13 protein-coding genes, 1 tRNA gene and 3 pseudogenes are annotated in these 11,665 nt (G+C 62.6%); 7 read left to right on the forward strand and 10 right to left on the reverse strand.

The window, feature by feature from the left end:
• The first annotated feature begins 62 nt into the window (after positions 1-62).
• Positions 63-139: transfer RNA gene (locus N0Q91_RS04115), tRNA-Met, on the forward strand.
• Here N0Q91_RS04115 and N0Q91_RS04120 read toward each other — a convergent pair.
• Both N0Q91_RS04120 and N0Q91_RS04125 read right to left on the reverse strand, forming a co-directional pair.
• Positions 96-554, reverse strand: coding sequence for a helix-turn-helix domain-containing protein (locus N0Q91_RS04120; protein WP_275598086.1), 459 nt, complete (start codon positions 552-554; stop codon positions 96-98). The genes N0Q91_RS04115 and N0Q91_RS04120 overlap by 44 nt on opposite strands.
• A pseudogene (locus N0Q91_RS04125) lies at positions 547-732 on the reverse strand (type II toxin-antitoxin system HigB family toxin); the annotation flags it as partial. The gene N0Q91_RS04120 and the pseudogene N0Q91_RS04125, both read right to left, overlap by 8 nt.
• A gap of 215 nt (positions 733-947) precedes the next feature.
• On the opposite strand from N0Q91_RS04125, the gene N0Q91_RS04130 reads away from it, so the two are divergent.
• The 3 genes from N0Q91_RS04130 to N0Q91_RS04140 all read left to right on the forward strand — a co-directional run bounded on the left by N0Q91_RS04130 (position 948) and on the right by N0Q91_RS04140 (position 2,080).
• Entirely contained in the window at positions 948-1,283 is a 336-nt protein-coding gene (locus N0Q91_RS04130) for a hypothetical protein (protein WP_100674148.1), read from the forward strand.
• Between the two features lie 381 nt (positions 1,284-1,664).
• Positions 1,665-1,898 carry a hypothetical protein gene (locus N0Q91_RS04135; protein ID WP_100674216.1) on the forward strand — a complete coding sequence of 78 codons (234 nt, stop codon included), beginning with the start codon at positions 1,665-1,667 and terminating at the stop codon, positions 1,896-1,898.
• The gene (locus N0Q91_RS04140; protein WP_018096871.1) at positions 1,880-2,080 is read left to right on the forward strand and encodes a hypothetical protein; all 201 of its coding nucleotides are present in this window, start codon (positions 1,880-1,882) and stop codon (positions 2,078-2,080) included. The genes N0Q91_RS04135 and N0Q91_RS04140 overlap by 19 nt, the downstream gene beginning before the upstream one ends.
• Positions 2,081-2,184: 104 nt before the next feature.
• Here N0Q91_RS04140 and N0Q91_RS04145 read toward each other — a convergent pair whose 3' ends face one another.
• A complete protein-coding gene (locus N0Q91_RS04145) occupies positions 2,185-2,385 on the reverse strand; it encodes a hypothetical protein (protein ID WP_275597390.1) in 201 nt (66 codons plus the stop codon).
• Positions 2,386-2,526: 141 nt separating this feature from the next.
• On the opposite strand from N0Q91_RS04145, the gene N0Q91_RS04150 reads away from it, so the two are divergent.
• Complete coding sequence (locus N0Q91_RS04150; RefSeq protein WP_018096873.1) at positions 2,527-2,715, forward strand: hypothetical protein; 189 nt, start codon at positions 2,527-2,529, stop codon at positions 2,713-2,715.
• An 84-nt stretch (positions 2,716-2,799) separates the two neighbouring features.
• Complete coding sequence (locus tag N0Q91_RS04155; protein ID WP_018096874.1) at positions 2,800-3,024, forward strand: membrane protein; 225 nt, start codon at positions 2,800-2,802, stop codon at positions 3,022-3,024.
• A 55-nt stretch (positions 3,025-3,079) separates the two neighbouring features.
• On the opposite strand, the pseudogene N0Q91_RS04160 reads toward N0Q91_RS04155, so the two are convergent.
• From N0Q91_RS04160 to hutF, 7 genes and pseudogenes are all read right to left on the reverse strand, one after another.
• A pseudogene (locus tag N0Q91_RS04160) lies at positions 3,080-3,672 on the reverse strand (HutD/Ves family protein).
• Positions 3,660-4,985 (reverse strand): YjiH family protein, encoded by a 1,326-nt coding sequence (locus tag N0Q91_RS04165; protein WP_275597391.1) that lies wholly within the window; start codon positions 4,983-4,985, stop codon positions 3,660-3,662. The pseudogene N0Q91_RS04160 and the gene N0Q91_RS04165 overlap by 13 nt, the downstream one beginning before the upstream one ends.
• A gap of 31 nt (positions 4,986-5,016) precedes the next feature.
• Positions 5,017-6,516 carry an HAL/PAL/TAL family ammonia-lyase gene (locus N0Q91_RS04170; protein WP_275597392.1) on the reverse strand — a complete coding sequence of 500 codons (1,500 nt, stop codon included), beginning with the start codon at positions 6,514-6,516 and terminating at the stop codon, positions 5,017-5,019.
• Positions 6,509-7,336 carry a quaternary amine ABC transporter ATP-binding protein gene (locus tag N0Q91_RS04175; protein ID WP_275597393.1) on the reverse strand — a complete coding sequence of 276 codons (828 nt, stop codon included), beginning with the start codon at positions 7,334-7,336 and terminating at the stop codon, positions 6,509-6,511. Before N0Q91_RS04175 ends, N0Q91_RS04170 begins: the two co-directional genes overlap by 8 nt.
• Positions 7,329-8,186 carry an ABC transporter permease gene (locus N0Q91_RS04180; protein ID WP_275597394.1) on the reverse strand — a complete coding sequence of 286 codons (858 nt, stop codon included), beginning with the start codon at positions 8,184-8,186 and terminating at the stop codon, positions 7,329-7,331. The genes N0Q91_RS04175 and N0Q91_RS04180 overlap by 8 nt, the downstream gene beginning before the upstream one ends.
• Positions 8,187-8,323: 137 nt before the next feature.
• Positions 8,324-9,358, reverse strand: coding sequence for an ABC transporter substrate-binding protein (locus tag N0Q91_RS04185; RefSeq protein WP_018096880.1), 1,035 nt, complete (start codon positions 9,356-9,358; stop codon positions 8,324-8,326).
• A gap of 35 nt (positions 9,359-9,393) precedes the next feature.
• Positions 9,394-10,778, reverse strand: a pseudogene (hutF, locus tag N0Q91_RS04190) (formimidoylglutamate deiminase).
• 128 nt (positions 10,779-10,906) lie between these two features.
• Between hutF and hutC the strand changes: the two are divergent.
• Positions 10,907-11,650, forward strand: coding sequence for a histidine utilization transcriptional repressor HutC (gene hutC, locus N0Q91_RS04195; RefSeq protein WP_018096882.1), 744 nt, complete (start codon positions 10,907-10,909; stop codon positions 11,648-11,650).
• The last annotated feature ends 15 nt before the right edge of the window (positions 11,651-11,665 follow it).

The following is an 11,665-nucleotide window of genomic DNA, read 5'->3' on the forward strand; positions in this document are numbered from 1 at the left end:
GCGCCTTATAAGCCGCCCGACCAGCCAAGACGGGCTTCGTTCAGAAGCTTCACGGCACCGGCGGCGGAGTAGCTCAGTAGGTTAGAGCAGAGGAATCATAATCCTTGTGTCGGGGGTTCGAATCCCTCCTCCGCTACCATCTTTATCACCGATAATTCGGAGTCGATGACCCGTTCGCGTTCGACGAGATGGTATGGCTCAACGAGGCAATCTGAGGGAATCCCCCATTCCCTGTGAAGCTTGCGGATCATATCGACAGTGAGAGCACGCCTCTTATTCAAAACCTCAGAGGCACGCGAACGGGAACCAAAAAGCTCAGCGAGATCGGTCTGTGTACGACCGAACATCTCCATGTGGGCCTTTATCAGATCGACTGGCTCTGGTGCCTCAATGGCATAGTGCTCATTCTCGTAAGCCTCAATGAGGGTCGAGAGAATATCGAAGCGGTCTGCTTCCTCGGTCCCGATTTCCGGCTCGTTGTCAAAATACTTTGAGACCTCTGCAATAGCCCATGCAAGGTCATCATCGTTCCTGATGGCGCGAATGTTATCCATTCACTGTCTCCCGGTCTATGTCGTCGTACTCTTTATGAGTGCCAACAAACTTGATCAGCACTCTTTTGAACGGATATGCGACGTGGACGATAAGGCGATATTTGTTGCCTGAGATGTCGAATATGATGCGGTTGTCGCTCACAAAATCGACATTGGCGCCGAACATCGCCATCACATCGGCCGAAGCTGCTGCCGCTCAATCACTCGAGGGTTCTGGTTTCCTCTCCGATATGCCCGCGCCTCGCAATCGCGCGACGTCTTGGGCGTCCGCATTAGCACCCTCTCCCAGTCCACCGCATGCCAAATGCCATTCAAGGGCGGAACCAATCCGCTCCCCTGCCGTTCAGATATGAGTTTAAGCAAACTCTCAAATGAGAGTATGGAGGAGAAGTCATGAACATCGGCAGGCTTTTCGCGGCCGGGTTGATTTTGGGCGGCGCGGCGGCTGCTGTACCTTCTGCTTCGTCAGCCCAGTCATTCGACCTGTATATCGGTCCGGACGGTCCGCAGCTGCGTGATCGCAGATACGACGATGACGACTATGATTATCGTCCGTCTCGCGGCTGTAGCGAGCGTCAGGCCATCCGTCGCGCCTATCGGCTTGGAATCCGCGATCCGGATATCCGGTCGATCACGCGCCGCGAGGTTGCGGTCGACGGTGTCGGCCGCCGCGGTCGGCTTACGACCGTCTATTTCGCAAATCGGCCGGGATGTCCTCGCATAGGTTGAGCCTCTTCTGCTAGTATAGCCGAACGGCCGCTGTCATACGGTGCCGCGCGTTTCCGGACGCACGGCGCCGTTCAGCACGCTGCAACGAACGGCAACGCTCGGTCAACGCGGCTGCATTGTCTGTACGAATGAGCCGCGACGGAACTTCCCGGCGCCGGCTTTGTTCGCAATTCCGGGGAAGTGCGCGGCGTTTTTCGCCCGGAGTTGCGGCAACGAAGGGTTAGAGCATTGGCGGAGCGGAAATGCTCCAGATCACGATGTTTTTAGGTCTGGTTGACCCAAAAACACAACCGTGATCGATTCCAAGAAGTTGGAGCGGGATGCGGGCGGAAATCGCACACACTTTTCCTCATCCCGCTCCGGGTCGGTCAGGAGGATCGCATGCCGGCGCCGAAAGAGATGGATTCCGCATTGACCAGTCTTCCCTTGAGAATCGGGGCCTATATCCCCGACGATCTCCTGGAGGACTGGTTCGCCCCGGGAACGGGAATGAACCCGCCCTCGGAAACGGCTTTAACCGAGGCAGCCGCATACGGGCGGCGATTCGAGTGCGAATTCAAATATTATCCCGAGCGAAAGGAAGGGGTCTTCTGGAAATGGGTACCAGCCATCTGAACGAAGGCAATCTGGAGGCGAAGGCCATCAATGCCGTTATCGAAGAACTTCAGCGGCAGGCGGCAGAAAACCCTTCGAAGCTTCAGGTCCGCCAGGCGGGAGACAAGCTCGCGGTCAACGGAGAAATCGACGTCGACGCGGTGGTGATGGTGGTCGTGGGGTCGATGGCAGGAGGCCCTTGAGGCCCTTGAGCCGCTTTCGGCCTTTTGGCCCTATGCCCTTGTCCGAGCCGGTCCGTTTGGGCCGCGCGAGCGCGTGCTATTCGAGCCCGCGCGAGGGGAAGGGCTCACGAAGGGTTATCCTTGTCGCCCGTGGCGCTCGGCGGATTTTCGTCGATGGTTTCGACGCCGTCGGCATTGACCTTGGTGTCCTCGATCCTGGTGGAATTGGTCGAGGGGAAGCGGTCGACATAGACGTAGAAAATCGCACTGGCGATTATGATGACGGCGGCGCCGATGAGCGCCAGTCGCTCCCAGGTTCGGGTCATGACATCACCTCCGGTCGGTCATGGTCGAAACCGCAGCCGCGCGCAAAGGTTCCGGCCCCGGGAGCGTCCGCCGGACTTGACGCGACGCGGAACCATTTGTGCCCGTCCGGCGTTAGTACCAACGCAGTTGGGAGGCGCAGGATGAAACACGCAGAAATTGGAAAGCTCGACAAATCCCAGGCCAGGCATGTCTGGGATGTGGCGGAGTATTGCAGGCGCACCGGCATCCACAAGGCCGAGGAACGCCGCCTGATCAGGGTTCTCGGGCGATTTGCATCCAGCCACGAGCTTCAGATGAACATCGTGCGTCCTCAGACGCGCATGCGCTGACATCTCCGCGTTTCCATCGCCGTCTAATCGTTCGCTGTTCCGTCGAAACAGCGATACACGCAGCAGCAGCCGCAGGAGGCGCACGTGTGGGCAACTCTCACCGGTGCAGTTCTTTTTATCAGCGGGCTTCTCTACATGGCATGGGAGGCGCTCGGGCGGCGGCGGCTGAGCCAGCCGCCGCAAGGCAATCCCAAGCAGACGCTTGAGCCGCGCGGGCAAGGGCTGCGCTTTCTGAGCCCGCTGCGCAACTGGCTGGGCGTCGTGCTCATGGTTGTCGGCGGCATTCTGCTGCTCTTCGGCATGCGCTGAAACGGCGTGCCTCCCTGTTTCCGGACGAGACAACAACGGGATGATGGCGCGGCGTTCAGGCCGGGCCGATCTCGATCAGGAAAACTTCCGATGCGATGTCGGCCGAGAGCGTGAGCGTGGCCGGCTGGACGAGAACCGCCGCGTCGAGCCCGTGCAGGGTTGCGGAAACGCCTTCGGTCACGAGCGCAACGCTGCCGCGATGACAGAAGAGAACGAGATCGCGGGCGCTCGTAGCCACCGGCTGCGAGCCCTCGACATGAATCCTGCGCACGCGGTGTTTCAATGCCTGGCGGCGTGTCATCACATTGAGATCGGTGACCGGGCCATCCGCGAGGGTCGCGGATGTCGGCAGATCGGCAGGAAAGGTGAGGGGGCGTCCGAGGCGGTCAGCAGTTTCGGTTGCCGGCCCTCGATCGCGAGCGTCATCCCGCTACCCTCCAGGATCGACAGCGTGCGGTCGATCCCAGGAAAGATCGAGAAGGCGCCATTGGTGGCGACGGTCGCCATGCTTATGCGCCAGTCGAAATCGGCAATGGTGGCACGGTCCGGAGAGACGGCGATTTCCACCGTCTCTCCGCCGCCGTTCTTCCACGGCATATGCCTGTACTCGCTCGAGCGCAGAATTCGCATCATCGTCAGCCGAGCCATCCCATCGACGTTCCGATCCAAATGATCGGCGCCGTCACCAGTATGCTCAATACGACGCGAATATACCAGATCACGAGAAGATCGCGAAAGCTGAGCGGGATCGAGGTCGCCAGCATGCAAGGGACCGAGGCAGACAGGAACAGAACCTGGCTGACCGATACCACCGCGGCCAGGAACTTCACCTCGGGCACGGCCTCCTTAAGCAGGATAGCGGGCAGGAACATCTCGGCGAGACCGGAGGCGAGCGCCTTTGCCGCCTGCATCGGCTGGCCGAACTGCGCGAGCCAGGTGAAGGGGTAGAGCGTCAGGCCGAGAATGTCGAAGATCGGCGTGAACTTGGCGGCGAGAAGCCCGATGAGCCCGACTGCCATGATGCTTGGCAGGATCATCGCCGCCATGCGCAGTCCGTCGAAGAAGCTTTCGCGCAGCAGCGTCGGCAGGCTCTTGGCGATTGCCGCCTGCTCAAGGCCGGTTTCGACGGCGACGCTCAGGCGGCTGCGCCCCGGGGGCAACGGCTGGTCCCGATCGCCCTCGTGCGCAAGTCTGGAAAGCGGCCAGATCCGGGCGGTGATCGCAGAAACGATGAACGTGACGACGAGCGTCGTCCAGAAGTAGAAATTCCAGATATCCATGAGTCCCAGCGTCTTCGCCACGATGATCATGAACGTGGCGGACACGGTGGAAAAGCCTGTCGCGATGATCGCCGCTTCGCGCACCGTGTACTTGCCTTCGCGGAACACGCGGTCGGTGATGAGGAGCGCAAGGGAGTAGCTGCCGACGAAGGAAGCGACGGCGTCGATGGCGGACCAGCCCGGCGTACGCCAGATCGGCCGCATCACGGGCTGGACGAGCACGCCGGTGAATTCGAGAAGGCCGTAGCCGATCAGAAAGGCGAGTGCCAAAGCGCCGATGGGTACGATCAGCCCGACCGACAGCACCAGCTTGTCGAAGAGGAAGGGCAGCATGTCGGGCGCGAAGAAGATCGCAGGCCCTATGCCGGCGAGATAAAGGCCGGCAAGGACCAGTCCGAGGACGCGCAGGACCGAAAAGACGGCATCGGTCGTCGTCTTGCGCCAGGTCCCCTTCACGATGGGTCCGAAGGCGCCGTACGCCATCAGCAGCAATACGAAGCCGATCGCCACCGGCCGTGCATGGGTCGATATGGCCGTTGCCGCATGGTCGAGCAGGATCGTCGACTTGCCGGCGATTTCGACCGGCACGAAGAACAGAAATATGCCGATGAGGCTGAAAAGAATGAGCCGCAAGGCTGCGCCGCCGCGCGAGCCCCCTGCCTCGGTGGTGATGTGCGTCATGTCGTCTCCTCCCTTCCCGTTCAGAGCGGGGTTACAGGCTGGCCTTCGACGGCGCGGCTCGCATCAACAGCCGCATCCGGTCGAAGTCTTCGTTCATCGGGCGATCGTCGCGATAGGCGGGAATCGCCGAGCGTATGCGCCCGTAAAGGGCAGCAGTGCGTTGCGCCTTGCCCGGTCCCTGCGGCTGCAGCTCATAGGCCTGAGCGGACGCAAGCAGTTCGATCGCCAGGATCCGCTCGAGATTGTCGACGATCGAGAGCGCTTTCCAGGCCGCCGGTGTCGCGTGGGTGAGCATATCTTCCTGAAGCGCGGAGGTGATGCCGCCGTCGAGGCTGGCCGGCGCTGCGAGCCGCCGGTTCTCCGCCATGAGCGCGGCAGCCGTGTACTGCGCGATCATGAAACCCGAGCAAACGCCGCTGTCGCCGGCGAGGAAGGCAGGCAAACCGCTCACCAGAGGGTTCACCAGCCGGTCGATGCGGCGCTCGGACATCGCTGCGACCTCCGCCACCGCGACGGCGAGGCTGTCCATTGCGAGGCCGAGCGCGGCACCGACGGCATGGGCCTGCGAATGCACCTCGGGTGCCTCCGGCGCACCGGCAACGGCCGGGTTGTCGGTAACGCTTGCAAGTTCGCGATCGACGATTTCGGCTACCTGGACGAAGGCGTCGCGGGCGGCGCCATGCACCTGCGGCACGGCCCTGAGACTCAGCGGATCCTGGGTGCGGGTGCCGGCAGTGCCTGCCAGCATCGGGCTGTCCGCCAGCCAGTCGCGCAGGCTTTCGCCGACTGCGTTCAGGCCAGGGGATCGGCGCAGAGCCAAGGGCAATTCGGCAAAGGCATTGGCCTGGCTGCCGAGGTTTTCGTAAGTCATCGCCGCGGCTGCATCCGCCCAGGCGAAGAGCGTTTCCGTGCGTGCGAGCGCCAGCGCCGCCAGACCGGTGGCGCATGGGGTTCCGTTGACGAGGCTGAGACCTTCTTTCGCTTCGAGCCGCAACGGCGCAAGCCCCAGACGGGCGAGGGCATCGCCGCCGCTCAGTCTTTCAGTCCCGTGCATGGCCGAGCCGTGACCGATCAGTACGAGGCCGATCGCGGCGGCGTGGGTCAGATATCCAACCGAACCACGCGACGGAATGAGAGGGATGATGTCGGCGTTGAGCAGCGCCAAGAGTGTTTCGATCGTCTCGATCCGCACGCCGGAATAGCCGTGGGCGAAGTTGGCTATCTGTGCTGCCATGACGGCCCGTGCTTCCACTCGACCCAGCGGATCTCCGACGCCGCAAGCGTGGCTCAGGATGATGTTGCGCGAAAGCGCCTGCTGGTTCTCACGGCTGATGACGACATCGCAAAGGGCGCCGACGCCGGTATTGATGCCGTAGCCACGGATGCCGCGGTCCACCAATGCGTCGACGATCCGGCGGGCATGGGCGATCCGCCGGCGCGCGGGCTCCGACAGGTCGAGGCGGGCGCCCTCGGCGATCGAAGCGATCTCGCGCCAGGTAAGCGGCCCATCGATCGAAATCATCTCACCCATGGGTCTGCGGCCTTTCGTGCCGGCGCTGGACGAACCGGGCAACATAGTCGTTGGCAGGGTTGTCGAGGATGTCGCCCGGTGTGCCGACCTGAACGACCTGACCGTCCTTCAGGATCGCGATCTCCGACCCGATGCGCAGGGCCTCGTCGAGATCATGGGTGATGAAGACGATGGTCTTTGCAAGATTCTGCTGGAGTTGCAGCAATTGGTCCTGCATGTCGCCGCGGATCAGCGGGTCGAGGGCACTGAAAGCCTCATCCATCAGGATCACATCGGTGTCGGCGGCGAGCGCTCGTGCAAGGCCGACGCGCTGCTTCATGCCGCCCGAGAGCTGATGGGGAAATTTCGCGTCGTAGCCGGACAGGCCAACCGTTTCGATCCATTTCATGCCGATTTCGCGGGCATCGTCCTTCGACACGCCGCGCACGCGCTGGCCGTAGACGACATTCTGGAGCACGGTCCGGTGCGGCATCAGGGCAAAGCTCTGAAAGACCATGCTGACGCGCCGCATGCGAAAGGCACGCAGCGCCTTCGCACCCAGGTCGAGGATGTTGTCGCCGTCGAAAAGGACCTCGCCGCTCGTCGGTTCGATCAGCCGGTTGAGGTGGCGCACCAGCGTCGACTTGCCCGATCCGGAAAGCCCCATGATCACGAAGATCTTTCCGGCGCCGATCTTCAGGCTGACATCGTTGAGGCCCACGCTGCAGCCGGACCTCGCCAGGATATCGGCCTTATCGAGGCCGTCCTTGAGCATGGCGAGCGCCTTCTTGGCGTCATGCCCGAATATCTTGTAGACGTTCCGGATCTCTATATCAGCCATTGCGGGCGTCCTCCGTCCGGGGCTTGCCGAAGCCTTGCGTGATGCGGTCGAGCACGATCGCGAGAATGACGATGCCGATGCCGGCCTCGAGGCCCTTGCCGACGTCGAGCGTCTGAATACCGTTCAGCACCTGTTCGCCGAGGCCGCGCGCGCCGATCATCGAGGCGACGACGACCATCGACAGCGCCATCATGATCGTCTGGTTGAGGCCGGCCATGATCGTCGGCGTCGCAAGGGGCAGTTCGACGCCGAAGAGGATCTGTCGCGGACTGCCGCCGAACGCCGTCGCAGCTTCGACGACTTCCGCGTCGACCTGGCGGATGCCGAGATCGGTGAGCCGGATCAGCGGCGGGACGGCGTAGATGATGGTCGCGAGGATAGCGGGCACCTTGCCGAGCCCGAAGAGCATCAGCGCCGGGATGAGATAGACGAAGCTCGGCATGGTCTGCATGACATCGAGCACCGGGAGAGTGATGTTGCGGACGGCGCGGCTCTTCGCGACGAGAATCCCCATGGGCACGCCGATCACTACCGAGACGATGGTCGCCATCAGCATCAGCGCGAGCGTCTGCATCGTCAGGTCCCAGAGTCCGAGGACGCCGACGGCAACCAGCAACGCGCCCACCGCCAGCGTCAGCGACCAGCGCCGCGAACTCCGCCAGGCAAGCGCCATGAAGGCGAGAACGACGAGCCACCAGGGCAGGCCGCGCAGGATCCATTCAATGAACAGAACGGCCTTCAGGATGACGGCGCTGATCGCCTTGAAAACCCAGCCGTAATTGGTGACGAGCGCCTGGATGAAATCGTTCACCGGCGCGCGGATCGAGAGATTGAGAGAGTCCGGAAACATCGGATATCGTTCCTTGTTCAGGGCGGCGGCGCGAAGCCAAGACCCTCCTGGCCCGGGGAAGCAGCCCTTTCCCTACCATCGCAACGCGCCCCGCCTGGTGGCGGGGCGCTGGCGATTGCCGGCCCGGAAGGCCGCTTTTACTTGAGACCGGCTTCGATCTTGCCGCGCGCCTCTTCCGAGACCCACTTGCTCCAGACGTCGCCCTTGGTTTTCAGGAATTCGGCGGCAGCCGCCGTGGCGTCGACCTTGTTGTCGGCCATATAGGCGAGGCTGGCGTTGACCTCCTCGAGCGGGAATGTTGCCTTTTCCAGAATCTCGACGATTTCCGGCGCTTCCGAAGCGAAGGTGCTGTTCACGCCATAGGCCACGTCGACGGAAGGGAAGGCGCAGCCTTCGTCACGTTTGCCGTTGGCGCTGCTCAGTTCTTTCCAGCAGGCTTCGTTATAGGCCGGCTCTTCGAGCTGGATCAGCTTGAATTTCCCCATGATCGCGGTAGGCGACCAGTAATAGAAGAGGATAGGCTCACCCTGGAGATAGGCGGAGGTGATCGCCGCATCCAGCGCCGTTCCCGTCCCCGGCCGGAAGTTCACATAGGCCTCATCGAGCTTGTAGGCCTCGAGCTTGGCGGTGCTCACGCCCTCGCAGGTCCAACCGGAGGGGCAGTTGAGGAACCGGCCTTTGGATGGCTCCTCCGGATCGGCGAAAATCTCGGCGATCTTCGGATCGGTAAGCTGTGATACGCTTTTCAGATCCGGCGCCTTGGCTTCGATATTGCGAGCGGGATCGCCGTGGACGACATAGTCAGGCACGAACCAGCCTTCGCTGGCACCTACGAAGGTCTTGCCGACGGCCACCACCTTCTTTTCTTCGACCGCCTTGTTCCAGACGTCCGAACGGCCGAGCCATTCCTCGGCGAAAATCTGCACGTCGTTGTTGGCGGTTGCCTGTTCGAGAGTCACGGAATTGCCGGGGATCGAGTCGACCTGGCAGTCGTATCCCTTGGCAAGGATCGTCTTCATGACCTCGGTGATGAAGGCGCCGCTTTCCCAGTCGATGCCGGCGAAGGTCACGGTCTTGCCGTCGCCGCAATAGGAAGCATTGGCCCCACTGGCGGAAGCCGCCAGCATCAGGCCGGCGGCAGCGAAGGTGAGTCTCATTGTGCTGATCGACATGCGCATTCCCCCTTTTTTTAGTCGCGATTCGATGGCTATTTGAGCTTGTTCAGAACGCACGCGAAGGCGCGATCGATGTCTTCCTCCCGGTCATGCCGTCCGTCGCGGATCTTCCATTCGCCAGCGATCATGACGTCGCGAACCGTATCCCCGCCGAGTGCGAAGAGCCAGCGGTCGAGAATCTGGTTGCCGCTTGCCGCGGCGATATAGGGATTGGATCCGTCGAGAACGACGAGGTCGGCCATCGCGCCGACGCGGATGCCCGGCTCTTCCATTCCGGCGGCATGTCCGGCCGCTTGGGCGCCGCCGGCAAGAGCCGCATCGAAGATTGTCCTGCCGACGGAGGCGCCGGGCGCGGCGAGCCGGTTGCGCCTGCGGTCGCGCAGGCGCTGCCCGTATTCGAGGAGCCGAAGCTCTTCCGCGACGCTCGTCGCGACATGGCTGTCGGTTCCGACCCCGAAACGTCCGCCTGCCGCAAGAAAATCGACCGCGGGAAAAATTCCGTCGCCGAGATTGGCCTCGGTCGCGGGGCAAAGGCCGGCGACCGCTCCCGACCGGGCGAGCCGGTTCGTCTCGTCGGGCGTCATGTGCGTCGCGTGGATCGCGCACCAGCGCTCGTCCACCGGCATGTTGTCGAGAAGCCATTCGACCGGGCGCCGGCCGCTCCAGGCCAGGCAATCCTCCACTTCGCGGGGCTGCTCGGCGACATGGATGTGGATGGGGCCGCTGAGGGAGATGATTCCAGGATCGCGCGCATTTCCTCCGGCGTCGCCGCCCGCAGCGAATGGATCGCATAGCCAAGCCTCGCGCCTGTCGCATTGCAAGCGGGCGAGAGACGATCGAGCAGCGCGAGGAAGCGGTCGGGATCGTGCAGGAAGGGACGCTGCCCCGCGCTCGGCGCAGCTCCGCCGAAATTGGCATGGGCGTAGAAGACCGGCAGATGGGTGAGGGCGATACCGCTCGTCTGCGCGGCTCTTAGTATCCGCAGCGACATTTCCGCCGGGTCCGCGTAAGGCGTGCCGTCGAGCTGATGGTGAAGGTAGTGGAATTCGACGACACGGCCGAAGCCGCCTTTCAGCATTTCCACATAGAGCTTGGCGGCGATTGCCTCGAGATCGTCCGGGTCGACCAGACCGACGGTGCGATACATCTCCTCGCGCCAGGTCCAGAAGCTGTCGTCGCCTGTTCCGGCCACTTCCGCAAGGCCGGCCATCGCACGCTGGAAGGCGTGGGAATGCAGGTTCGCCATCGCCGGCACGACGGGTCCGGACAGATGCTCGTCGCCCGGTGCCTTCGATTGCCCTGCTTCCACCGCGAGAATGCGTCCCGCGGGGTCGACGGAGATCGCGACGTCCTTGGACCAACCGGTCGGCAGCAGCGCCTGTTCGGCAAACAGTCGATGAGCGGACAAAGCTGTCATGAGCGCCGTTCCTGTGCGTGGTTGTATATGGAACTATAGATATTTTCTTGTGGCGCGCAAGCTGGAAATAAAGGAAAACAATCGCTGATTTGCCGGGCCGGCGGCGCCCGGCCGCAACGGAGCATCGCATGGCGGTATCGGGTCGTAAGAGCGACAGGGCGGTTTTCGACGACGGGCCGGTACCGCGCTATGAAGCGGTCAAGCAGTTCATCCGCAGCCGCATTGAAAGCGGCGATTGGCCGCCGCACCATCGCATACCGTCCGAAAACGATATCGTCGCCGATCTCGGAGTCAGCCGGATGACCGCCAATCGCGCACTTCGCGAACTGGCGAGCGAGGGTGCGATCACGCGGGTCCAGGGGGTAGGGTCCTTCGTGGCTGCCCACAAGGGCAGCACGGCCCTTCTCGAGGTGCGCAATATCGCCGACGAGATTCGCGAGCGCGGCCACAGGCATACCTCGCGGATCACGCTCCTCGAGGAGGAGCAGGCAAGCACCGGGGTCGCAGAGGCGCTCGGGCTTGCGACGAACGCGCGGGTCTTTCACTCGATCATCGTCCACGCGGAGGACGACGTTCCGATCCAGATCGAGGACCGTTTCGTCAATCCTGCAATCTGCCCCAATTACCTGGAACAGGATTTCACCAGCATGACCCCGAACGTCTATCTGACGTTGGTGGCGCCGATCACGCGGACGGAGCAGATCGTCGAAGCCGTTCTGCCGAAGCCGTGGGAATGCAAGCTCCTTTCGATCGGCCGCGGCGAACCGTGCCTGATGATCCGTCGACGGACCTGGTCGGAAGCTGCGAATGTGACGGTCGCGTGGCTCACCTATCCGGGTACGCGCTATCGTCTTGAAGGTGTTTCGCAGTAAGAAGGACACCTTCGC

It is taken from the genome of Sinorhizobium prairiense, from assembly GCF_029201645.2.
Lineage (GTDB): Bacteria > Pseudomonadota > Alphaproteobacteria > Rhizobiales > Rhizobiaceae > Sinorhizobium > Sinorhizobium meliloti_A.